This window comes from Caballeronia sp. AZ7_KS35 (genome assembly GCF_023631045.1).
Lineage (GTDB): Bacteria > Pseudomonadota > Gammaproteobacteria > Burkholderiales > Burkholderiaceae > Caballeronia > Caballeronia zhejiangensis.
Genome location: NZ_JALQDV010000003.1, coordinates 411,057 through 434,136, shown reverse-complemented (window position 1 = coordinate 434,136; position 23,080 = coordinate 411,057). Strand labels below are relative to the sequence as shown.

Here is a 23,080-nt window from a genome sequence, read left to right as displayed (position 1 = left end):
CAGCGCTCCGGCGTCACCAGATGCTCAGCGTTCCGCCTTGCAGGGAAACGCCTTGCCGAGTCCGAGCGAAACCATCGTGGTCGCGTTGAAATCGGCCTTGTCGGGATTGTTGGCGATGTACTTGCGCACCGCGTCCGTAAGCTGCTGCGGCTTCACGTCCGCCGGCAGGCAGAAGTACTGGCCGACCTGCGGCCCGGAGGTTCCGCCGATCGCCTCGATCGTGTTGTAGATGCCGTCCGCCGCGCCTTCGATATAGGCCGCGCAGGCGGTCCGTGAGTTGGGATCCGTTTTGGTGCAGAGCTTGTTCAGATCGTTGCCGGTAAACGCGAACGCACAGACGGGCGTCGCGAGAGCACAGGCGAGGACGAATTCCCGCAGCATGGTCTTCCTTTTATGTTGAGCGGCGGCTTGGTCGGAGCAACGGGTTCGGAGCGATGCGCGGCCGCGCCTGACCGCGCTCGCCCCGTGACTTGATGTCGCGCCGTTATTTTGCACCGTTTGAGCCGCTTTGCGCAGCGCCGCCGCCTTGTTGCATCGAGTCCAGACGCGCCTTCAGACCTTCGGCGACATCTTTCTCGTTGTACTTCTGCGCGAAATCCACCGCCGTCAGGCCGAGCTGATTCTTCACGCGCAGATCGGCGCCCGAGTCGAGCAGCAGCTTGACCGTCGAAAGATGACCGCCGCGCGCCGCCATCATGAGCGGCGTCGTGCCGTTGGGCGAGCCCGCGTCGATATAGGCCGAATGGTCGACCAGAATCTTCACGATGTCGTCGTGGCCGTTGGTCGCGGCGTAGTGCAGCGGCGTCCAGCCTTTCTTGTTCACTTCGGCGTCCTTGGCGATCAGCAGATTCACGAAGGTCGCGTCGCCATTGAGCGCGGCAAGCATCATCGCGTTTTCGCCGGCGGGATCAAGCTTTTCGAGGTCGGTCTTCGGGTTGTCGGCGAGCAACTGGCCGACCTTGTCGGACTTCTCGCGCGCGGCGATCACGAGGATCGGCGTGCCCGTGTTGTCGACGGTGTTCGGGTCCGCGCCCTGCGCGAGCTGCTTCTTGACCGCCGATACGTCGTCGAACTTGACCGCCTTGATGAGCGAGTCCACGGACGCGGCCCAGACCGGCTGAGCGATCGCGCAGGCCGCCAGCAGCGCGCCGGCGACGAGTCCGCGCACGGCCGTGCCCTTGCGCGCACCGCGCGTCGTGTTCAGAGTGGAAACCATCGGGGAAGTGTTCATAAGTGACCTTCGAATTGCCTTGAAACAGTTTTTTTGCGCGCGGGCCGGCCGCCCTCAGACTGGCCGCGCGATCTTGAAGAGCCGGAAGAAGTTGTCGGTGGTCGCCTGCGCGACGGCCTCTTCCGGCTGCTCGCGCAACTGCGCGATGAAACGTCCGACATAACTCACGTACGCAGGTTCATTCGGCTTGCCGCGATACGGCACCGGCGCGAGGTACGGCGAATCGGTTTCGATGAGCAGGCGCTCGATCGGCACGCGCCGCGCGACGTCCTGCACATCGGTTGCCTTCTTGAACGTGACGATGCCCGACAGCGAGATATGAAAATTCTGCGCGAGCGCCCGTTCGGCGATCTCCCACGGTTCGGTGAAGCAATGCATGACGCCGCCCGGCACGTACGCGCGCTCTTCCTGCATGATGCGCAAGGTGTCGTCCGACGACGACCGCGTGTGGATGATGAGCGGCTTGCCCGTCGCGTGCGCGGCGCGGATATGCGTGCGAAAGCGTTCGCGCTGCCATTCCATGTCGGCGATGCTGCGCCCTTCCAGCCGATAGTAGTCGAGCCCGGTTTCGCCGATCGCGCAAACTTTCGGATGCTTCGCCAGCTCGACGAGTTCCGCGACGCTCGGCTCGCGCATATCCTCGTGGTCGGGATGCACTCCGACCGACGCATAGACGTTTTCGTGCTGCTCGGCGATCGCGAGCACCGAAGGCAGCGTCTCGAGATCCACCGACACGCACAGCGCATGTGTCACAGAATGCGCGCGCATCTTGTCGAGGACGTCGGGCAATCGGTCCGCGAGCCCTTCGAAGTTGATATGACAGTGTGAATCGACAAACATCGGGTGCTCCTTGGTGCATTCCTTGCGGCGCGGCTCGACGGTCTCTGGCCGCTCTGGCCGCTCAGGCCGTATAGATCCCGCGATAGCCCATGAACAGTTCCTCGAACACGAGGCGCGCGTTCAGCGGATGATTTTCCACCGCGCGCTGCCGCGTGACCGTCTTCATGTAGCGCGCGAGCGCGGCCGGATCGGCGCTTTGCGCGCAACGTGCGAGCGCCTTCGCCGCGTCGGGGAAATAGCGCGGACGGCTAGCCGTGCGTTGCGCGAGCAGATCGTAAAGCCAGCGCTGCAACCAGCCGAGCACGAGCGGCACCGGCAGCTTCTGCAGGTTTTCGCCGCACGCGAAGGCATCGCAATTCGGTCCGGCGGCAAGTTGCGCGAGCGTGAAGTCGCGCAAGGCGCGGTTCTCGTCGTTCGCCAGCGCGAGCGCAGCGAGCGGCGCGCCGCCGGCCTGCGCGAGGAGCGCCGCCGGATCGTCGACGCCTTGCGACGCCAGCCACGCACTCGCTTCGTTCGCCGGCGGCACGCTCATCGGCCATTGGCGGCAGCGGCTGATGATCGTCGGCAACAGCCGGTCGACGCGCGCCGACACCAGCAGGAACACGACGCCCGACGGCGGTTCTTCGAGCGTCTTCAAGAGCGCGTTCGCCGCTGCGACGTTGAGCGCCTCGGCCGGATACAGCACGACGACGCGCAAGCCGCCCCGATGCGAGCCCACGCCACAGAAATCCAGCAGCCCGCGCACCTGCTCGATCTTGATTTCCTTGCTCGGCGTGCGGGTCTTCTTGCCTTCTTCGCCATCGGCTTTGTCGGCGGGAGCGTCGGCTGCGTCGCCGGTTGCGGCAAGGCCCGCGAGCGCTTCGGGCAGCACCGCGCGGTAATCGGGATGATTGCCTTGCGAGAACCAGTGACACGCCGGACAAGTCCCGCACGGCTCGCCATTCGCGGCGGGCGTCTCACACAGCAAACCCTGCGCGAGATGCTGGGCGAACTGCAGCTTGCCGATGCCCGCTTCTCCGTGCAGCAGGAGCGCGTGCGGCCAGTGCGCGCGCAATTGCTGCAGACGCTGCCAGTCGTCGGTTTGCCAGGGATAGATCATCGATAGATTCTTTTGAATTCAGACGCTTGCGATAACTTCTTCGAGCTTTTTGCGAATCTCGTCGATGGAGCGCGTCGAATCGACGATGAAAAAGCGCTGCGGCGATTCATCCGCGCGGCGCAGATACTCGCTGCGCGTGCGCTCGAAAAACGCCTCGGATTCGCTTTCGAACTTGTCGGGGGCGCGCGCGGCCGAGCGGCGCTCGCTCGCGGTTTCGGTCGGCACGTCGAAAAGCACGGTCAGATCGGGCTGGAAACCGCCCTGCACCCAGCGTTCGAGCGCTTCGAGCTTGTCGCGCGGCAGACCGCGGCCGCCGCCCTGATACGCGAACGTGGCGTCGGTGAAACGGTCCGACAGCACCCAGTCGCCGCGCGACAGCGCCGGTTCGATCACCTGCGCCAGATGCTCGCGGCGCGCGGCGAACATGAGCAGCGCTTCGGTTTCGAGGTCCATCGGCTGATTCAGCAGGATGCCGCGCAGGGTTTCACCGAGCGGCGTGCCGCCCGGCTCGCGCGTCATGACGACCCGATGCCCGCCCGGTTCCACTTTGGCTTCTAGCCGTTCGCGGAACCAGTCCAGATGCGTGGTCTTGCCCGCGCCGTCGATGCCTTCGAACGTGATGAACTTGCCGCGCGCCATTCATTGACCCCGGATGTATTTGTCGACGGCCTTGTTGTGGTCGCCGAGATTGTCGGAAAAGATGCTGCTGCCGTCGCCGCGCGACACGAAATACAGCGCGTTGCTCGAGGCGGGATTGAGCGTGGCGTTCAGTGCGGCCACGCCGGGCAGCGCGATCGGCGTCGGCGGCAGGCCCATGCGCGTGTAGGTATTGTACGGAGTGTCCGTCTGCAGGTCCTTTTTCTTCAGCTTGCCGCCGTAGGCCGGGCCTAAGCCGTAGATCACGCTCGGGTCCGTCTGTAGCGGCATGCCGATGCGCAGCCGGTTCGCGAACACCGCCGCGACGAGCGGCCGGTCCGCAGCGCGCCCCGTCTCCTTCTCGACGATGGACGCCATCACGAGCGCTTCATAAGGCGTCTTGTAAGGCAGATTCGGTGCGCGCGTGTTCCACGCTTCCGTGAGGCGCGCCTGCATCAGCCGATACGCGCGTTTGTAGACGGCCAGATCGCTCGTGCCTTTGTCGAACAGATAGGTGTCGGGGAAGAACAGGCCCTCGGCGGACGCCTTGTCGACTTCGGCCGCGCCAATCGCGCGCAGCAGGTCCGTGTCGGTCATGCCGACGGTGTCGTGCTTGAGCGCGGGATTGCTGTCGAGCTCGCCGCGCATTTTCTGCAGCGTCCAGCCTTCGATGACGGTCGCGACATATTCGTTGACGTCGCCGCGCGCGATCTTCTCCAGCACCGCATAAGGCGTGATGCCGGTCTTGAACGCGTAATTGCCCGATTTCAGTTGCGCGGACAGGCCGAGCACGCGCGTCATCAGCACGAAAAGCTCGGGTTCGACGGGCACGCCCCCGCGGTTCAACTGGGCGCTTACGCTGCGCAGGCTGCTGTGGGGCTTGATGGTGACGTCGAGTTCGGGCGTCGGCAATTCCATGGGCCGGTTGGCCCACCAGTACACGCCGCCCGCGACGGCTGCCGCGAGCACGGCGGCGAGCACCGCTGCCACGACGCATTTCTTCAGAAAGGACATGCGAAACACGCTTGAGATAAGACCAATATAATAACTTGCCGCCTGCGCCAGAGCCGCATTCCCGGGCCCGCGCCCAAACGATAGGATTGACAGCCCGCCGACTCATGAATTCCCAGACCATCGCTCTCGCCGCTTCAGACTTCGATTCCGTCAAGACCGCCGGCGCATACATGCCGCTCACCCAGTTCGGCGTGATCGACGTCAAGGGCGAGGACGCCGCCTCGTTCCTGCACAGTCAGCTTACGAACGACGTCCAGCATCTCGACGCGTCGACCGCGCGTCTCGCGGGCTACTGCTCGGCCAAGGGCCGGCTCCTCGGCTCGTTCCTGATGTGGCGCACCGCCGACGCCGTGCGTCTCCTGATCGCACACGACGTGCAGGCGGCCGTGCAGAAACGCCTGTCGATGTTCGTGCTGCGCGCGAAGGCGAAACTCACCGACGCGACGCCCGAAGTGGCCGCCGTCGGCTTCGCGGGCGACGTGCGCGCGGCGCTCTCCGGCATTTTCGATGCGCTGCCCGACGGCGTGCACGTCAAGGTCGAAGGCCCGCACGGTTCGCTGATCCGCGTGCCGGACGCGGCGCATCGGCCGCGCTTCCTGTGGGTCGGCCCGAAAGCCGATGTCGAGGCGCAACTCGCGAAACTCGATGAAAAACTCAAGCGCGTGCCCGAGCAGATGTGGGACTGGCTCGACATCCACGCGGGCGAGCCGCGCATCACGCACGCGACGGTCGAGCAGTTCGTCCCGCAAATGGTCAACTTCGACGTGCTCGGCGCGGTGAACTTCAAGAAGGGCTGCTATCCGGGGCAGGAGATCGTCGCGCGCAGCCAGTATCGCGGCACGATCAAGCGGCGCACGGCGCTCGCGCACGTCGAGAGCGCGACGCCCGGCGCGGAGCTCTTTCATTCGGACGATCCCGGCCAGCCGTGCGGACTCGTCGTCAACGTCGCGCCCGCGGAGCATGGCGGCGTCGATTGTCTCGTCGAGATCAAGCTCGCGGCGCTTGACAATGGCTCGGTGCATGTCGGTTCCGCCGATGGCCCCGCGCTTACGTTCGTGCCGCTGCCCTACGCGTTTCCGGCCGACGCCTGAGGTCGAGCGCGCATGTGTCTGATCGTCTTCGACTGGCAACCCGCGGCGTCGCAGGAAAACGGCCGCGCATTGCTGACGCTTTCCGCCAATCGCGATGAATTCTTTCGCCGCGACGCCGAACCGATGCACTGGTGGCAAGACGCGCCAGACGTGCTCGCCGGCCGCGATCTGACGGGCGGCGGGACGTGGCTCGGCGTATCGCGCGACGGGCGCTTCGCGGCGCTGACCAACTATCGCGCGCCGGGCGACATGCAGCCGAATGCGCCGACGCGCGGCACGCTCGTGAGCGCTTTTCTCGCGGGCGAGCGCATGGCGCCGCTCGACTATCTGCAGGGCGTGGCGCGCGAAGGGCATCGGTATAACGGGTTCAATCTGCTTTGCGGCGACTTCTTGCGGCGCGAACTCGGCTGGTACGGCAATCGTGCCGACGCGCCGCCCGCTTTGCTCGATGCAGGCGTGCACGGTTTGTCGAACAGCCTGTTGAATACGCCGTGGCCGAAGCTCGTCGCGCAGCGGGAGGCGCTGTGCGATCTGATTCACGCCGATGAACGCCCGTCGCTCGATGTGCTCATCGAGACGTTGCGCGACCCGCGCATCGCGAACGACGAACATCTGCCATCGACGGGGATTTCGATCGAGCGGGAGCGCGTGCTGTCGGCGGCGTTCATCGAAACGGCCGATTACGGCACGCGCAGCACGACGGCCTTGCGCGTGAATCCGGCGGCGCTCGGGTTAGCGCTGGAAATCAAGGAACGCAGCGACGATGACGGCTCGCATCGCGTCGTGAGGCCGGGGGCGTTTGAGCGGGCTTTTTCGTTTGAGATCGGTTGATCAGCGTTTCCTTCGTGTGAGATACAGGATCGCAGCGATCAGCACGACGGCAATGGCATCGACCGCAACGAGCGCGGGAAGAGGATCGGTCCACTTGTCCATGTTCGTCGTGCGCGCGTAGTACGGCGGACCGTCGCCGTATGCTTCATTGAGGTTGTACACATTCAATGTGGCGACGAGAAGCAAGATGAACAGCGCGCCGAGATAGATGAAGGAGCGAGGCGTTTTCCTGGTCATGGGCCGATAATTCGGATTCTAATCATGGGTGAGCCGGCTTCTACAGCGTCCCGAACGCCTCCCGCAACGCCCTCACCGCATCCGCGTGCGCCGCCGCTACTTCCGGCACGAAACCGCCCATCTTGAAGAATTCGTGAATCATGCCTTCGTAGCGCTTGAGCGTGACCGGCACACGCGCGTCTTCGAGTTTCGCCGCGAACGCAGTGTCTTCGTCGTGTAGCGGGTCGTAGTCCGCCGCCGCGATCCACGCCGGCGCGACGCCCGCGAAATCCGGCGTACCGCGCGCCGCATCGAGCGGCGCGAAACGCCAATCGTCGCGATCGCGATCATCACGCAGATACTGCGCGAAAAACCACTGAATCGTTTCGCCTGAGAGCAGATACCCGTCCGCGAGGCGCGCATGGGAATCGCTCTTTTGCCACGCGCTCGTGCCCGGGTAGATCAGCAATTGCAGTTTCAGGTCGATGCCCGCATCGCGCGCGAGCACCGCGCACACGATCGCGAGCGTGCCGCCCGCGCTGTCGCCGCCAACCGCGAGCCGCGCCGGATCGATGCCGAGCGTCGGAGCCTCGCGCGCCAGCCATTGCAGCGCATCGAAGGCATCGGTCACGGCGACGGGAAACTTGTGCTCCGGCGCAAGCCGGTAATCGACCGATACGACCGCGCATTGCGCATCGTGCGCGAGCTTGCGGCACAGCGCGTCGTGCGTCGCCACGCTGCCGACGGTGAAGCCGCCGCCGTGAAAATAAAGAAGCCCCGGAGAAGGCTGCGCCCAGCTCGGCTCGATCGGATGATAGACGCGCACGCCGATCGTTGCGCCATCGCGCACGGGAATCCGCAGATCCTCGATGGCGTGCACCGGCAATGGCGCGATATCGAGAATCTGCGCGCTCATCGCGTAGGCTGCGCGCGCCTCTTTCGGCGTGAGCGTGTGATACGGCGGTCGATTCGCGCGCGCGACCATCTCCAGAATTTGCGCGATCTTTGGATTGAGCGGCATCGGCGGAAAGAGCGTCAAAGGGACACGATCATGCCACGAACCGTGCACATCAACGCGGACGTTTCAGGGACATCGGATCGGTCGGGTTGCGCAGTTGCGCGATATCGTCGAGCCGCAGTTGCACCGACGGCATGATGGCCGGATGCGTGATGACATAGAAGCGCCCTTCGCGCACCGCATCGAACGTCAAATCGGCGATGTCGCGCGCCGACAGCTTCCCGCCCTCTACCGCCCGCGTGAGTTGCCGCGCCGCGAGCTTTTGCGAGGCGGTGTACGGCGCGTCGTTGGCGAGCGCGTCGGGGCGCGAGCGCTCGGCATCCGCGATGCCAGTCGGCACGAACGCCGGACACAGCAGCGACACGCCGATCATCGACGCGCCCGCCAGCCGCAAATCGTGATGCAGCGTCTCGGTCAGCGCGACGACCGCGTGCTTCGATGCGTTGTAGACGCCCATCGCGGGCGCGGCGAGCAGGCCCGCCACCGACGCCGTATTGACGATATGCGCCGGCTCGTTCTGTTCGAGCATGATCGGCACGAACGCGCGCAGGCCGTTCGCGACGCCCATCACGTTCACGCCGAAGACCCATTGCCAGTCGTTCGCGCTGTTCTCCCACACGAAGCCGCCCGCGCCGACGCCCGCGTTGTTGAAGAGCATGTGCACGCCGCCGTAAGTGTCGAGCGATGCCTGCGCGAGCGCGTGCACCTGAGCGGCGTCGGATACGTCCGTCGTGATGCCGATCGCGTCGCCGCCCGCCGCGCGTAGCGCATCGACGGTCGCGGCGAGCCCGGCGGTGTCGAGATCGGCGAGCACGAGCTTCATGCCGAGCGCCGCGCCCTTCTTCGCGAACTCGCGCCCGAATCCGCTGCCCGCGCCCGTGATGACGGCGACCTTGCCTTCGAAGCGATCCATCACACGAGTTTCACCAGTTGCTTGCCGAAGTTCTTGCCGCGCAGGAGGCCGAGAAATGCCTCAGGCGCATTCTCGAGCCCTTCGGCGATGCTCTCGCGAAAATGCAGCTTCTTCGTCGCGACACGCTCGCCGAGTTCGTTCAGCGCCTGCGGCCAGACATCGAGATGTTCGGAGACGATGAAGCCCTGCAGCTTCAACCGCTGCGTGAGGATCAGCCGCGGCGCGTCCAATTGCGTCGGCTTGCCGTCGTAACCGGAGATCATCCCGCATACGGCGATGCGCCCGAACGCGTTCATGCGCGCGAGCACGGCATTGAGCACGTCGCCGCCGACGTTCTCGAAGTAGCCGTCGATGCCATCGGGCGTCGCGGCTTTCAGATCTTCGTGCAGCTTGCCGGCCTTGTAATCGACGCACGCATCGAAGCCGAGCGTCTCGACGACATAGCGGCACTTGTCCGCGCCGCCCGCGATGCCGACCACGCGGCAGCCCGCCGCCTTCGCCAGTTGCCCGACGACGCTGCCCACCGCGCCGCTCGCCGCCGACACGACGACCGTCTCGCCCGCCTTCGGCTCGATGATGCGGTTCAGTCCGTACCACGCCGTGACGCCCGGCATGCCGACCGCGCCGAGATACGCGGAAAGCGGCACGCGCGAGGCATCGACCTTGTTCAGGCCGGTGCCGTCGGATGTGCCGTATTCCTGCCAGCCGAACATGCCGACGACGCTATCGCCCGCCTTGAACGCCGGATTGCGCGATTCGCTCACGACGCCCACGGTGCCGCCGATCATCACTTCATCGAGCGGTTGCGGCGCGGCGTACGACTTCGCGTCGTCCATGCGGCCGCGCATGTACGGATCGAGCGACAGATAGTGATTGCGCACGCGCACTTCGCCGTCCTTCAGCGGCGCAAGCGGCGTCTCGACGAGCCTGAAATTCGACACCGACGCCTCGCCTTGCGGACGCGACACGAGCAGGATTTGTCGGTTGATCTGTGCGTCTGCCATGCTGAACCTCCTTCGCTCGAATGGTGTTCAGGCGTCGCTCGGACCGGGCGTCGCCTTCGGATCGGACCGCATCTTCTGCCGGACGATGTCGCGCCCGACCGCGAGCCGCTTCATGTACTTGAACGTGCCGAGCGCCTTCGCGACGAAGTGGCCTTCGCTGTCGCGAATCTCGCCTTCGCAATAAGCCATCGTCGTCGAGCGATGCAACACGCGGCCGTAACCGCGCAATTCGCCGCGCCCCGGCTGCATGAAATTGACCTTCATCTCGACGGTGACGACGCCGATGCCATCGCCCGCGACGCTGCGTGCGGCGAGCGCCAGCGATGCGTCGAGCATCGTCATCGTGACGCCGCCGTGCGCGATGCCCCAGGTGTTCAGGTGTTCGTCGCGAAGCGGCAGCCGCACTTCGCTTTCGCCGTCCTGCGCCTTGACGAGCTCGACGCCGAGCGTATCGATGAACGGGCTCTCGAGCGCGACGCCGTTGCTTGCAGGTTGATCGGAAGAGGACATCGCGCTCACACTTCGTAGTCGACGCATTGACGCGCTTCGCGGATCGCCGCGACGAAGTCCTTCAGCGCCTGATGTTTCGGATGCACCTGATACGCTTCGAGCGCCGCCTTGTCGTCGAAGTCGGACACGAGCACGACGTCATAGGTGCAATCGAAACCCGGCTGCGCGGTGCCGACTTCGAAATGCCCTTGCCCTTTCACGATGCTGCGGCAGGTTTCGAGCTTCGCCTTCAGCTTCTGCGCGTTTTCGGCGCGGCTCGCGCCCTCGGCGTTTTCCTTCAGCTTCCACATGACGATGTGACGTAGCACGGCGACTCCTGTTATCGAACGAATCTCGAAGCGTAGCAAAAATCGCCGGGCCGCAAATGCTCACACGATTTCGAAAAGGCCCGCCGCGCCCTGTCCGCCGCCGATGCACATCGTGACCACGACGAACTTCGCGCCACGCCGCTTGCCTTCGATGAGCGCGTGACCCGTCAGGCGCGCGCCCGACACGCCGTACGGATGCCCGACCGCGATCGCGCCGCCGTTCACGTTCAGGCGCTCGTCGGGAATGCCGAGCCGGTCGCGGCAATAGAGCACTTGCACGGCGAACGCTTCGTTCAGCTCCCACAAGCCGATATCGTCGACGGACAGGCCCGCGCGCTTCAAAAGCTTCGGCACGGCGAACACCGGACCGATGCCCATTTCGTCCGGCTCGCAGCCCGCGACCGCGAAGCCGCGAAAAATGCCGAGCGGCGCGAGACCTTCCTTCTCGGCGAGCGTCGCGCTCATCACGACGCACGCCGACGCGCCATCCGAGAACTGGCTCGCGTTGCCCGCCGTGATGACGCCGCCAGGCAGCGCGGTGCGAATCTTCGACACGCCTTCGAGCGTCGTATCGGCGCGGATGCCTTCGTCGGCGGCGAGCGTCACTTCTTGCGTGAACATGCGCCCCGTCGCTTGATCGGCGATGCCGGCAAGCACGGTGATCGGCACGATTTCATCGTCGAACTTGCCCGCCGCCCGCGCCGCCGCCGCGCGCTGCTGCGAGCGCACGCCGTATTCGTCCTGCCGCTCTTTCGCTATCTCGTAGCGCTTCGCGACGTTCTCGGCGGTCTGCAACATCGACCAGTAGATTTCGGGCTTGTGTTGCCTGAGCCAGCCTTCGGTCAGCATGTGACGGTTCAGCTCGTTCTGCACGCACGAGATCGATTCGACGCCGCCCGCGACGAACACATCGCCCTCGCCCGTCATCACGCGCTGCGCGGCAAGCGCGATCGTCTGCAAGCCCGACGAGCAGAAGCGGTTCACCGTCATGCCGGGGACGGAAACCGGCAAGCCCGCGCGCAACGCGATCTGCCGCGCGATGTTCGCGCCCGTCGCGCCTTCCGGATTCGCGCAGCCCATGATGACGTCCTCGACGCGCGCCGGATCGATGCCCGCGCGTTCGACGACCGCCTTCGTCACATGGCCGCCGAGCGTCGCGCCGTGCGTCATGTTGAGCGCGCCGCGCCACGATTTGGCGAGCGCGGTGCGCGCCGTCGATACGATGACTGCATCGGTCATGTCGTTGCCCCCGCTTTGAGAATTTCGTCCGAGCTCACGCGTTGCACGCCCGCATCGCGCATGTCGTTCCACGCTCGGTCGAGCGAGCCGTTCAGATCGATCGCGCGGCACGCGTCCTCGATCACGATGACGTCGAAGCCCGCCGCACGCGCATCGAGCGCGGACCACGCGACGCAATAGTCCGTCGCCAGTCCGGCGAGCCACACGCGTCTTGCGCCGACGTTGCGCAGATAGCCTTCGAGACCGGTCGGTGTCGAACGGTCCGCTTCGAGAAACGCCGAATAGCTGTCGACGTGTTCGTGATGCCCCTTGCGAATCACGAGCCGCGCGTGCGGCACATGCAGATCGCGATGCAGCGCCGCGCCTCGCGTGTCCTGCACGCAATGCACCGGCCACAGCACCTGTTCGCCGTAAGGCAAGGTCATCGTCTCGAATGGCGCGCGGCCCTCGTGATTCGCCGCGAACGACACATGCGAGCGCGGATGCCAGTCCTGCGTCAGCACGACATGCGGGAACGCGCGCGCAAGCCGATTGATGACCGGCACGACTTCATCGCCGTGTGCGACGGCAAGCGCGCCGCCCGGCATGAAGTCGTACTGCACGTCCACGGCGAGGAACACGTCTTCGACAGGTTTGATATCAGCCATTGAAGCGTCCATTCGATTGCGCGAGTTCGGTGACGCGCGCGGCGGGTTGCCACGCGTAGCCGTTGGCCTGCTTCGCGTATTTGCGCATCGCGCGTTCCACGTTGTAGAGGCCGATGGTGTCCGCATACAGCATCGGGCCGCCGCGCCAGAGCGGAAAGCCGTAGCCCGTCAGATAAACCATGTCGATGTCCGACGCCTTGCCCGCGATGCCTTCCTCGAGAATCTTCGCGCCTTCGTTCACGAGCGAAAGCACGAGACGCTCGACGATCTCTTCATCGCGGATCTTGCGCCGCTCGACGCCGCGTTCCTTCGAATACGCGACGATCATGTCATCGACCACGTTCGACGGCAGCGCGTCGCGCTTGCCCGGCTGATAGTCGTACCAGCCCGCGCCGGTCTTCTGGCCGAAGCGGCCCATCTCGCACAGACGATCCGCGACGCGCGAATAATGCAGCTCCGGCTGCTCCCGATAACGCCGCTTTCTGATCGCCCAGCCGATGTCGTTGCCCGCGAGATCGCTCATGCGAAAGGGCCCCATCGCGAAGCCGAAGTTTTCGATCGCGCGATCGATCTGCGCCGGCAGCGCGCCTTCCTCCAGCATGAAGAGCGCTTGGCGGATGTACTGCTCGATCATCCGGTTGCCGATGAAGCCGTCGCATACGCCCGACACCACCGCCGTCTTCCTGATTTTCTTCGCGAGCTGCATGACCGTTGCGAGCACGTCCTTTTCGGTCTTCGCGCCGCGCACGACTTCGAGCAGCTTCATCACGTTCGCGGGGCTGAAGAAGTGCATGCCGATCACGTCGCCGGGACGCTTCGTGAACGAGGCGATCGTGTCGAGATTCAACGTCGATGTATTCGATGCGAGGATCGCGCCGGACTTTGCGATTTCGTCGAGCTGACGGAAGACCTGTTCCTTCACGCTCAAGTCTTCGAACACGGCTTCGACGATCAGATCGGCCTGGGCCAGATCGCCAAAGGCAAGCGTCGGCGCGATGAGCGCCATGCGCTCTTCGACCTTTTCCTGCGTGAGCTTGCCCTTCTTGACCTGCGCCTCGTAGTTGCGCCGGATCGTCGCGATGCCGCGATCGAGCGCGTCCTGCTTCGTTTCGAGCAGCACGACGGGCAGGCCGGCGTTGAGAAAGTTCATCGCGATGCCGCCGCCCATCGTGCCCGCGCCGATCACGCCGATGCGCTCGATCTTCCTCACGGGCGTGTTCGACGGGACATCGGCGATCTTGGCAGCCGCGCGTTCGCCGAAGAACGCATGCCGCAACGCGCGGCTTTCGGGCGTCTGCACGAGCGCGAGAAAGCATTCGCGCTCGAAGGCGAGACCGCGCTCGAAACCTTCCTTCACGCCTTTTTCGATTGCATCGATGCACTTGTGCGGCGCCGGGAAATGCTTCGCGACTCCCGCGACACTGTTGCGCGCGAACTGGATGAAACCCTCGGCGTTCGGATGCTCGATCTGGCGATCGCGGACTTTCGGATGCGGACCGCCGCGATCGGCGGCCCGCCGTGCGAACGACAACGCGCTTTCCAGCAGATCGCCGTCGGCGAGTTCATCGAAAAGCGCGGTTTGCGCGAGCTTTTCTGAGGGCACCGGCGCGCCCGACACGATCATGTTCAGCGCCGTTTCCAGCCCGACCACGCGCGGCAGACGCTGCGTGCCGCCCGCGCCCGGCAAAAGCCCGAGCTTCACTTCCGGCAGCGCGATCTGAGCACCGGGCACGGCGACGCGGTAATGCGCGCCGAGCGCGAGTTCCAGACCGCCGCCCATCGCGACGGCGTGAATCGCCGCGACTACGGGGTTCGCGCTCGCTTCGAGCGTCGCGATGACGGTCATGAGCGTCGGTTCCTGCGTGGCTTTCGGCGTGTTGAATTCGGTGATGTCCGCGCCGCCCGAGAACGCCTTGCCCGCGCCGATGATGACGATGGCGCGCACGTCGGCATCGTCGTTCGCGCGCTCGACACCTTCGACGATGCCGAGCCGCGTCGAATGCCCGAGACCGTTGACCGGCGGATTGTCGAGCGTAATGACGGCGACGCCGTCGCGGATCGTGTAGTCCACTGCCATGAACGTGTCTCCTGTCGACCGGATATGAGATCGATTGTGGGCGATCGGGGCAGAATACACAAAAAAGCACGATCGTTCAAACGACGCGTTTCGCGCCAATCGATCGCCAGAAATGCACGAAGCCCCGGCGCGCGCACCGCGAGCCGGGGCTTTCGATGACGCAAGAAAAAGCTAGACCGGATTCTCCGCGGCGTTGGGCAACACGTAATCGCGAAACTGCTCGCGCAGGCGCACTTTCTGCAGCTTGCCCGTCGCGGTGTGCGGCAGTTCCTCGGCGAACACGACATCGTCCGGAATCCACCACTTCGCGACCTTGCCCTCGAAATGCGCGAGCAGTTCCTCGCGCGTGACGGTCGCGCCCGGCTTCAGCACCGCGACGATCAGCGGCCGCTCGGTCCACTTCGGATGCGAGCACGCGATGCACGCCGCTTCCGCCACCTGCGGATGCGACACCGCGATGTTCTCCAGATCGATGGAGCTGATCCATTCGCCGCCGGACTTGATCACGTCCTTGCTGCGATCGGTGATCTGCATGAACCCGTCTTCATCGATGGTCGCGACATCGCCGGTCGGGAACCAGCCGTCGACGAGCGGAGAATCGTCCCGGCGAAAATACCGATCGATGACCCACGGCCCGCGCACATGGAGATCGCCGAACGATTTGCCGTCCCACGGCAGTTCGGTGCCGTCGTCGCCGACGACTTTCATGTCCACGCCAAAGAGCGCGTGGCCCTGCTTTTCCAGCGAGCGGCGCTGCTCGTCGAGCGGACGCTGCTTCTGCCTGAAACTGAGGCGCGACAAGGTGCCGAGCGGCGACATCTCCGTCATGCCCCACGCGTGGATCACTTGCACGCCGTACTCTTCCTCGAAGATGCGCAGCATCGCGGGCGGACACGCCGAGCCGCCGATCACCGTGCGCTTCAACGTCGAGAAACGCACGTTCTGCTGCTTCATGTACGTGAGCAGGCTCATCCACACCGTCGGCACGCCGGCGGAATAGGTGACGCCTTCGGCTTCCATCAATTCGTAGAGCGACTTGCCGTCCAGATCCTTGCCGGGAAAGACGAGCTTCGCGCCGACGAGCGGCCCCGCGTGCGGAATGCCCCACGCGTTGACGTGGAACATCGGCACGACGGGAAGGATCGCATCGCTCGACGATGCGCCCATCGCGTCCGGCAACGCCGCGCCGTACGCGTGCAGCACCGTCGAGCGATGCGAATACAGCGCGCCTTTCGGATTGCCCGTCGTGCCCGACGTGTAGCAGAGAAACGATGCCTGACGCTCATCGAGCATCGGCCATGCGTAGTCGCCGTCGTGCTCGCCGATGAGGCTTTCGTAGCTCATCACCGGCACGCTCATGTTCGACAGATGTTCGGCGATGCACGCGGCATCGCCGAGCGCGATCCAGCCCTTCACGTTCGGGCACTGCGGCGCGATCAGTTCGACGAGCGGACCGAAAGTCATGTCGAAGCAGACATACGAATCGTCCGCATGATCGATGATGAACGCGATCTGATCGGGAAAGAGACGCGGGTTGATCGTGTGACACACGGCGCCCATGCCGCTGATGCCGTAATAGCATTCGAGATGTCTGTAGCCGTTCCACGCGAGCGTGCCGATGCGCTCGCCCTGCTCGACGCCGAGCGCGGTCAGCGCCTGCGCCAGTTGTTTCGCGCGCTTCTCGCAATCGCGGTAGGTGTAGCGGTGGATATCGCCTTCGATGCGCCGCGACACGATCTCGTTGTCGCCGAAGTGGCGTGAGGCATGAGACAGCAGGGACGACGCGAGCAGCGGTATGTCCATCATCTGCCCGTAGAGCGGCGACGTCATAGGCGAAGTCCTCGAATCTGGCGAATGCTGATCGGATGGCCGGGCCGCGCTCTGCAGGCCCGCGGGCGCGGAATTACAATATCGTTTAACTCAGAGGCGCTCAACATGTCGTTTTCCCCAAGCAATGCCGTGCGCGCGGCGCGCGACGAGACGCCCGCCGACGCGCGTTCCGTGAACGAAATCGCCAGCGCGATCCGGGTCGGCGAGCCGGGCTCCTTCGCCGCGCTCGGCACCGCTTTTCTCACCCGTCTTCCTGCCGCGCCCGTTCCCGATCCGTATCTCGTCGGGATGTCGCGCGAGATGGCCGAAACGCTCGGATTCGATCCGCAAGTCGCCACCGGCCCTGAGAAAGACGCGTTCGCCGCCTTCTTCGCCGGCAATCCGACGCGCGACTGGCCAGCCGATGCCCTGCCCTATGCCGCCGTCTATTCGGGGCATCAGTTCGGCGTGTGGGCGGGACAACTGGGCGATGGCCGCGCGCTCACGCTAGGCGAAGCGGAGCACGACGGCGCGCGTCTCGAAGTGCAACTGAAGGGCGCGGGCCGCACGCCCTATTCGCGCATGGGCGATGGCCGCGCGGTGCTGCGGTCGTCGATCCGCGAGTTTCTGTGCTCGGAAGCAATGCATCATCTCGGCATCCCGACGACGCGCGCGCTCACCGTCATCGGCTCGGACTTGCCGGTGCGGCGCGAGATCGTCGAAACGGCGGCGATCGTCACGCGCGTGTCGCCGAGCTTCGTGCGCTTCGGCCACTTCGAGCATTTCTATTCGAACGATCGCATCGACGAGCTGAAGACGCTCGCCGATCACGTCATCGACCGGTTCTATCCGCATTGCAGGGATGCCGACGATCCGTATCTCGCGCTGCTCGACGAAGCCGTGCGCTCCACCGCCGATCTGATGGCGGAGTGGCAAGGCGTCGGCTTCTGCCACGGCGTGATGAATACCGACAACATGTCGATCCTCGGCCTCACGATCGATTACGGTCCGTTCGGCTTCATGGATGCCTTCAACGCGCATCACGTCTGCAATCATTCGGATACGCAAGGACGCTATTCGTATGGGCGCCAGCCGCAGGTCGCGTACTGGAATCTCTTCTGTCTCGCGCAGGCGCTCGTGCCGCTCTTCGGCGCGAATCTGCCCGAGGAGGGCCGCGCCGAGCGCGTGGTGGAAGAGGCGCAAAAGGTGATGGAGCGCTACAAGGATCGCTTCGGGCCCGCGCTCGTCGCGAAGATGCGCGCGAAGCTCGGCCTCGATATCGAGCGCGAAGGCGACGACAAGCTCGCCAACGGTCTCTTCGAAATCATGCATGCGAATCGCGCGGACTTCACGCTGACGTTCCGGAACCTGTCGAAGCTCTCGAAATCCGACGCGAGCCGCGACGCGCCCGTGCGCGATCTGTTCCTCGATCGCGCCGCATTCGATGCGTGGGCCGCGCAGTATCGCGAGCGCCTCGCCCACGAGCCGCGCGACGACGCCGAGCGCGCCGCGGCGATGAATCGCGTGAATCCGAAGTACGTGCTGCGCAATCATCTGGCGGAAAACGCCATTCGGCGCGCGGCGGAAAAGGATTTTTCGGAAGTGGCGCGTCTTCTGGACGTGCTGCGCCATCCATACGACGAACAGCCCGAATACGAAGCCTACGCGGGCCTGCCGCCCGACTGGGCGAGCGATCTCGAAGTCAGTTGTTCTTCGTAGGATCGCCCTCATATACCAGGCCTTCCCGGCCAGATCAAAGGAACGACAGATGAGCCACGACGCCACCCCGACGAGCTATCCGCTGCAAAAGGACGACGCCGAGTATCGCCGCGAACTCGACGACATGCAGTACCAGGTCACGCGCCACGCCGCGACCGAGCGCCCCTTCACGGGCAAATACTGGGATCACAAGGAGCGCGGCGTCTATGACTGCGTGTGCTGCGGCACGCCGCTGTTCGAATCGGACACGAAGTTCGACGCCGGCTGCGGGTGGCCGAGCTACTTCAAGCCGATCAACGGCGAAGTGATCCAGGAGAAGACCGACCGCTCGCATGGCATGCTTCGCATCGAAGTCGTGTGCAAGAACTGCGGCGCGCATCTCGGCCACGTCTTCGAGGACGGCCCCGCGCCGACCGGCCTGCGGTATTGCATCAACTCGGCTGCGCTACAATTCGAACCCAAGTAAGCGCGAGCCCGTTCATTTCGTCGTACCGGCGCCCGCCGCTTCTCGCGGGCGCTTTTTTCTCGCGCGCCTCGCATCCATCCGATGCCCATCACGTCCGCACGCCAATGAAATTTCTGTTCGATCTGTTTCCGATCATTCTCTTTTTCGTCGCATTCAAGGTCTGGGGCATCTATACCGCGACGGCGGTCGCGATCGCGGCGACGCTCGTGCAGATCGCCTGGGTCGCGTTTCGGCATCGCAAGGTCGATCCGATGCTGTGGGTCAGTCTCGGCGTGGTCGTCGTGTTCGGCGGCGCGACGCTCGTGCTGCACAACGATACCTTCATCAAATGGAAGCCGACGGCGCTCTACTGGCTCTTCGCGTTCGCGCTGATCGTCGCGCAGATCGGCTTCAGAAAGAATCTCATCGAAGCGATGATGGGCAAGCAGATCGTGCTGCCGCATCGCGTATGGGGCCAGTTGAATGTCGCCTGGGCGGTGTTTTTCGCGCTGCTCGGCATCGTCAATCTTTTCGTCGCGTATAACTTCACGACGGATCAGTGGGTGAACTTCAAGCTCTTCGGCGCGACGGGCTGTCTCGTCCTGTTCATCGTCGCGCAAAGCTTCTGGCTTGCGAAATACATGAAGGAGGACGGGCAATGAGCGCATCGTTCGATTTCACGAGCGCATCGGCGGCGGACAAGATCGCGCATCTCGAAGCGCGTTTGAATGCCACGCTGCAGCCTCAGTCGGTGCATATCGACGACGACAGCGCCGCGCACGCGGGCCATGCGGGCGCGGCCGCCGGCAGCCATTACACGGTGACGATCGTCGCGGAATGCTTCGCGGGCAAGGCACGCGTGGCGCGACATCGACTGGTGTATGATGCGCTGGCCGAGGAGATGCGGCGCGGCGTGCACGCGCTCGCGATCCGGGCCTACACGCCGCAAGAGTTCGCAGAACAATTCGAATAAACCCGCGCGCGGTTCGACCCTAAGCCTTGCCTCTTAAATCTCGCCTTTGAAGGCGTCTGTTTGTTCAGTTAGGAACCTCCGATGACTTTGAAAAAAACCCGCGTCTGGGTGTTGCTGGCTGCATTCGCGGCTGCTCCTGCGTTTGCGCAAAACATCGCCGTCGTCAACGGCACGCCGATTCCCACGTCGCGCGCCAATGCGCTCGTGAAGCAACTCGTGGCGCAAGGTCAGCAGGATTCGCCGCAGCTTCAGCAGGCGGTGCGCGAGGAACTCATCAACCGCGAAATCCTGATGCAGGAAGCCGCGCGCGAAGGCATCGCGACGCGTCCCGACGTGAAGGCGCAGGTCGCCGTCGCACAGCAGACCGTGGTGTTGCGCGCGCTGATCGAAGATTTCGTTAAGAAGAACACGCCGACCGACGCCGAGATCAAGGCGCGCTATGACGAGCTCGTCAAGCAGAACGGCGGCGGCAAGGAACTGCATCTGCATCACATTCTCGTCGAGGACGAAGCGCAGGCGAAGGATCTGATCGCGAAGATCAAGGCCGGTGCGAGCTTCGAAGATCTCGCGAAGCAATATTCGAAGGACCCGGGATCGGGCAAGAACGGCGGCGATCTGGACTGGTCCTCGCCTTCGGCTTACGTGCCTGAATTCGGCGCGGCCGCGGAGAAGCTGAAGAAGGGCGAAATGACGTCCGAGCCGGTGAAGACGCAGTTCGGCTGGCACATCATCCGTCTGGACGATGCGCGTGATGTCGCCCCGCCGCCGTTCGATCAGGTGAAGGCGCAGATCGCGCAGCAAATGCAGCAGGAAAAGCTGCAGGCGTTCGAGGAAGGCTTGCGGAACAAGGCGGTGGTGAAGTAAGCGCGCTTGCTTGTTCGTTGGTAACAAAGCCGCCCTTCGGGCGGCTTTGCCGTTTCATGCGCCGTCAACCGCCCAGCTTCGTCCTGACCACCGCGCCCGAGCGCGTCAGCTTCGCCATTTCGCGGTTCTGCACCACGCTCATGAAGCCCGCCCAGTCCGCTGCGAGCGCGGCCTTGTCGACCTTGTCGGTGTCGCCGAGCTTGTAGCGCTCGCCCTGCACGTAAGGACGTTCCCACGCGGCCCGATGCCACGCGCGCTCCGCAAGCGCAAGCAAGCGCGGATACGCCATGTACTCGAACTGCTGATCCGTACGCATCACTTCCGCCCAGGCTTGTCCCTGAATGCCTTCGATACGCGGCGCCGGTCCAGCGCTCGTCACTTCGAACGGTTTGCCGTCGCGATCGGGCATGATCTCCGCGTTCTGCGGCAGATTGTCAGGCGCGAGCGAGAACGTCTTGAAGCTGTCCGTCGCGTGCGAGCCCCAGTAATACCCGCGCTCGCGCTGATCGAAGGCATAGGGGAAGTCGAAGTACAGATAATCCGGCAGCGCGAGCACCGTCTTGTAGCCCTGACTGCCGAGCGTCTGCACGGTGTCGGACGCGCCCCAGAAGATCGTGTCCCACATCGTCACCATCACGTTCGACGTCGCGAAATCCTGCGGACCGTTCGCGTGCTTGATGCCGTCCTGCCACGCGGCCATCGTGCCGATGCCGTTCGCGCGCACGATCTGGCTGACCTGGCGCGCGAAGATCGACGGCAGTTCGTCGACGGATGCAACCTTGCCCGACGCGATCATCGCCGCGCACTGCGGCGAGCGTCCCCACGGCTTGTCCTGCAACGCGAGGTTCACGCGGCCCTTGCCGGGATCGGTGCCGTCGAGCGGCTGGAAACCGCCGCCGAGAAGGATGTTCTTAGCCTCGTCGCCGCCGAAGTGCCACACGGAAAGCGGCGCGCCCGCTTCGCGATGCATCGACGCGACTTCGCCGATCACCTTCGATGCGAAACGCTGCGCACCGTCCGAGCACGGATTCAGGAAACTGCGGCGGTCGTAGAACTGGACGGTCGTCGTGTTCGATGTATCGGCCGGATCGAGCAGACGGTACGCGTTCGCGGCCGCCTTGTTGCCGAGCGCCGCAAGACGCTGGTAACGCGCTTCCATCGACACGACCGCGGCGCGCGCGTGGCCCGGCATGTCGATTTCCGGAATGATCTCGACGAAGCGATCCGCCGCATAACGAAGCAGCGCGACATATTCGGCGCGGCTCAGATAGCCGCCGCCCGAGCGATTGTCGGGACCGGAGCCGAGCTGCGGCAACAGGCACTGCGTTTCCGTGAGATCGTGGCAACGCTTCGCGCCGATTTCGGTCAGCTCCGGCAGACCGGGGATTTCGATGCGCCAGCCTTCATCGTCGGTGAGATGCAGGTGTAGCCGGTTGAGCTTGTATGCGCTCATCTGGTCGATCAGACGGCGCAACGTGGCGGGCTGACGGAAGTTGCGCGCGACGTCGACGTGCATGCCGCGATGCGTGTATCGCGGCGCGTCTTCGATGGTCATCGCCGGCACGCTGCCGCCGCCCGCGGGCGTAAGCGAGAGCAAGGTCTGCACGCCGTAGAACAGCCCGCCCGCATCGAAGGCGTCGATCTTCACGCCGTCTTGCGCGATCGTCAGCCGATAACCGCCCGCGCGCGCGATATCGGCCGGCAATGCGCCTCCGGCGATCTGCCCGCTCACGCGCACGGCCGCGCCGGTCAGACCGAGCGTCGCCGCGCGCGACGTGAGCGCCGCCACTTGCGACGATGTCAAACCGGACGCCGACAAATCGATTCCGCCGACCTGCGCCGCGCCCTCACCCGCCGTCGAACGCAGCACCGCCGGCACCGCGCGCGCGGCGGTCTGCTGCGCCGATGGCAACGCGGCTTCGGAGCGTGCGCGTTGCACTTGCGCGGGCGTTGCGGCGAATGCCGCTGCGTCGTCCGCGATCGGCGGAATGCGATCGACGTAGCGGGTTTCATCGTCGGTATCGTTGTGCTTGAGGATGGCAGGCGCCGCATTGCCGTCCGCCACGACATACGCGCGCGGCAACAGATCGCTGTAGCGCTGATACCAGTACTCCCCGACGAACGGCACTTCGATGCGCTCGCCCGCGCCGAGCGTGAAAGCGCCCGCGCGCGGCGTCAGCGCGTAAAGATCGCCGGTGACGTGCTTCCACGCGAACGCCGGATGTTCCACCATCAAAATGCGCCGGATGCTGTGCACGTACAGCGTCCAGCCGCCTGCCGGGAGACTGCGGCTGCCGGTGTTTTCGAGAATCAGCTTGCCGCGCGCGCAACTGGCCCAGTCGGCGCCGAGATCGGCGCAGTTCGTGCCGGACTTCGCGGCATCGTTGCCGTCGATGTCCACGCGCACCATCAGGTTCTCGCCGAGCGCCGCCGCGCGCGCCGTCGGCGAGAGATTGGCCGAACCCGAATCCGAGCTGTCGCCGCACGCCGCGACGAGACACGACGACGCGATGACCGTCATCGCCAATAAATTCCGTATACCTAAATATTTTGATGGCAACTGCCTCATTTCTCCTCCGTGGTCGAACGCGCCTCG

The 23,080-nt window shown here is 64.7% G+C and carries 24 protein-coding genes; 7 read left to right on the top strand and 17 right to left on the bottom strand.

Annotated elements, in window-relative coordinates:
- Positions 1-24: 24 nt before the first annotated feature.
- From NCT05_RS08190 to mltG, 6 genes are all read right to left on the bottom strand, one after another.
- The gene (locus NCT05_RS08190) at positions 25-381 is read right to left on the bottom strand and encodes a Rap1a/Tai family immunity protein (RefSeq protein WP_008349679.1); all 357 of its coding nucleotides are present in this window, start codon (positions 379-381) and stop codon (positions 25-27) included.
- Between the two features lie 103 nt (positions 382-484).
- Positions 485-1,231, bottom strand: a complete 747-nt coding sequence (locus tag NCT05_RS08185; protein WP_033535925.1) for an ankyrin repeat domain-containing protein — start codon at positions 1,229-1,231, stop codon at positions 485-487.
- Positions 1,232-1,285: 54 nt separating this feature from the next.
- Positions 1,286-2,071 carry a TatD family hydrolase gene (locus tag NCT05_RS08180; RefSeq protein ID WP_250434693.1) on the bottom strand — a complete coding sequence of 262 codons (786 nt, stop codon included), beginning with the start codon at positions 2,069-2,071 and terminating at the stop codon, positions 1,286-1,288.
- Positions 2,072-2,132: 61 nt separating this feature from the next.
- Positions 2,133-3,170: a DNA polymerase III subunit delta' gene (locus NCT05_RS08175; RefSeq protein ID WP_250439727.1), complete on the bottom strand. Its 1,038-nt coding sequence runs from the start codon at positions 3,168-3,170 to the stop codon at positions 2,133-2,135.
- Between the two features lie 18 nt (positions 3,171-3,188).
- A complete protein-coding gene (tmk, locus tag NCT05_RS08170; protein WP_250502028.1) occupies positions 3,189-3,809 on the bottom strand; it encodes a dTMP kinase in 621 nt (206 codons plus the stop codon).
- A complete protein-coding gene (gene mltG / locus NCT05_RS08165) occupies positions 3,810-4,820 on the bottom strand; it encodes an endolytic transglycosylase MltG (protein WP_250502027.1) in 1,011 nt (336 codons plus the stop codon). It lies immediately after the preceding gene.
- Positions 4,821-4,924: 104 nt separating this feature from the next.
- Here mltG and ygfZ point away from each other — a divergent pair, with 104 nt between their 5' ends.
- Together ygfZ and NCT05_RS08155 are read left to right on the top strand one after the other, a co-directional pair.
- Entirely contained in the window at positions 4,925-5,911 is a 987-nt protein-coding gene (gene ygfZ / locus NCT05_RS08160; protein WP_008349691.1) for a CAF17-like 4Fe-4S cluster assembly/insertion protein YgfZ, read from the top strand.
- 12 nt (positions 5,912-5,923) lie between these two features.
- Positions 5,924-6,742 carry an NRDE family protein gene (locus tag NCT05_RS08155; RefSeq protein ID WP_244808081.1) on the top strand — a complete coding sequence of 273 codons (819 nt, stop codon included), beginning with the start codon at positions 5,924-5,926 and terminating at the stop codon, positions 6,740-6,742.
- Here NCT05_RS08155 and NCT05_RS08150 read toward each other — a convergent pair whose 3' ends face one another.
- From NCT05_RS08150 to NCT05_RS08105, 10 genes are all read right to left on the bottom strand, one after another.
- Positions 6,743-6,979, bottom strand: coding sequence for a hypothetical protein (locus tag NCT05_RS08150; RefSeq protein WP_008349694.1), 237 nt, complete (start codon positions 6,977-6,979; stop codon positions 6,743-6,745).
- Between the two features lie 40 nt (positions 6,980-7,019).
- On the bottom strand, positions 7,020-7,979 hold the full coding sequence (locus tag NCT05_RS08145) for an alpha/beta hydrolase (protein WP_008349697.1): 960 nt from the start codon (positions 7,977-7,979) through the stop codon (positions 7,020-7,022).
- A gap of 49 nt (positions 7,980-8,028) precedes the next feature.
- Positions 8,029-8,889 carry an SDR family oxidoreductase gene (locus NCT05_RS08140; RefSeq protein ID WP_034473386.1) on the bottom strand — a complete coding sequence of 287 codons (861 nt, stop codon included), beginning with the start codon at positions 8,887-8,889 and terminating at the stop codon, positions 8,029-8,031.
- Entirely contained in the window at positions 8,889-9,893 is a 1,005-nt protein-coding gene (locus NCT05_RS08135) for an NADP-dependent oxidoreductase (protein ID WP_034473387.1), read from the bottom strand. The genes NCT05_RS08140 and NCT05_RS08135 overlap by 1 nt, the downstream gene beginning before the upstream one ends.
- A 27-nt stretch (positions 9,894-9,920) precedes the next feature.
- Positions 9,921-10,403, bottom strand: coding sequence for a PaaI family thioesterase (locus NCT05_RS08130; RefSeq protein WP_008349701.1), 483 nt, complete (start codon positions 10,401-10,403; stop codon positions 9,921-9,923).
- Between the two features lie 5 nt (positions 10,404-10,408).
- Positions 10,409-10,711, bottom strand: coding sequence for a Dabb family protein (locus NCT05_RS08125; protein ID WP_061161325.1), 303 nt, complete (start codon positions 10,709-10,711; stop codon positions 10,409-10,411).
- A 60-nt stretch (positions 10,712-10,771) separates the two neighbouring features.
- Positions 10,772-11,950: an acetyl-CoA C-acyltransferase gene (locus tag NCT05_RS08120; RefSeq protein WP_034473389.1), complete on the bottom strand. Its 1,179-nt coding sequence runs from the start codon at positions 11,948-11,950 to the stop codon at positions 10,772-10,774.
- Positions 11,947-12,597: a bifunctional nicotinamidase/pyrazinamidase gene (gene pncA, locus NCT05_RS08115; RefSeq protein WP_249798848.1), complete on the bottom strand. Its 651-nt coding sequence runs from the start codon at positions 12,595-12,597 to the stop codon at positions 11,947-11,949. Before pncA ends, NCT05_RS08120 begins: the two co-directional genes overlap by 4 nt.
- Positions 12,590-14,674, bottom strand: a complete 2,085-nt coding sequence (locus NCT05_RS08110; RefSeq protein ID WP_250502026.1) for a 3-hydroxyacyl-CoA dehydrogenase NAD-binding domain-containing protein — start codon at positions 14,672-14,674, stop codon at positions 12,590-12,592. The genes pncA and NCT05_RS08110 overlap by 8 nt, the downstream gene beginning before the upstream one ends.
- Before the next feature lie 171 nt (positions 14,675-14,845).
- Complete coding sequence (locus NCT05_RS08105) at positions 14,846-16,504, bottom strand: 3-(methylthio)propionyl-CoA ligase (RefSeq protein WP_250439714.1); 1,659 nt, start codon at positions 16,502-16,504, stop codon at positions 14,846-14,848.
- A 105-nt stretch (positions 16,505-16,609) separates the two neighbouring features.
- Here NCT05_RS08105 and NCT05_RS08100 point away from each other — a divergent pair, with 105 nt between their 5' ends.
- The 5 genes from NCT05_RS08100 (at position 16,610) to NCT05_RS08080 (ending at position 20,484) form a co-directional block, all read left to right on the top strand.
- Positions 16,610-18,202, top strand: coding sequence for a protein adenylyltransferase SelO (locus NCT05_RS08100; protein ID WP_008349707.1), 1,593 nt, complete (start codon positions 16,610-16,612; stop codon positions 18,200-18,202).
- Between the two features lie 49 nt (positions 18,203-18,251).
- Complete coding sequence (gene msrB / locus NCT05_RS08095) at positions 18,252-18,668, top strand: peptide-methionine (R)-S-oxide reductase MsrB (protein ID WP_008349708.1); 417 nt, start codon at positions 18,252-18,254, stop codon at positions 18,666-18,668.
- A 104-nt stretch (positions 18,669-18,772) separates the two neighbouring features.
- Positions 18,773-19,309 carry a septation protein A gene (locus tag NCT05_RS08090; protein ID WP_008349709.1) on the top strand — a complete coding sequence of 179 codons (537 nt, stop codon included), beginning with the start codon at positions 18,773-18,775 and terminating at the stop codon, positions 19,307-19,309.
- Positions 19,306-19,620, top strand: a complete 315-nt coding sequence (locus NCT05_RS08085; RefSeq protein ID WP_008349710.1) for a BolA family protein — start codon at positions 19,306-19,308, stop codon at positions 19,618-19,620. The genes NCT05_RS08090 and NCT05_RS08085 overlap by 4 nt, the downstream gene beginning before the upstream one ends.
- Before the next feature lie 81 nt (positions 19,621-19,701).
- On the top strand, positions 19,702-20,484 hold the full coding sequence (locus tag NCT05_RS08080) for a peptidylprolyl isomerase (RefSeq protein WP_008349712.1): 783 nt from the start codon (positions 19,702-19,704) through the stop codon (positions 20,482-20,484).
- A 64-nt stretch (positions 20,485-20,548) separates the two neighbouring features.
- Here NCT05_RS08080 and NCT05_RS08075 read toward each other — a convergent pair whose 3' ends face one another.
- Positions 20,549-23,005, bottom strand: coding sequence for a family 20 glycosylhydrolase (locus tag NCT05_RS08075; protein ID WP_250502025.1), 2,457 nt, complete (start codon positions 23,003-23,005; stop codon positions 20,549-20,551).
- Positions 23,006-23,080 lie beyond the last annotated feature (75 nt).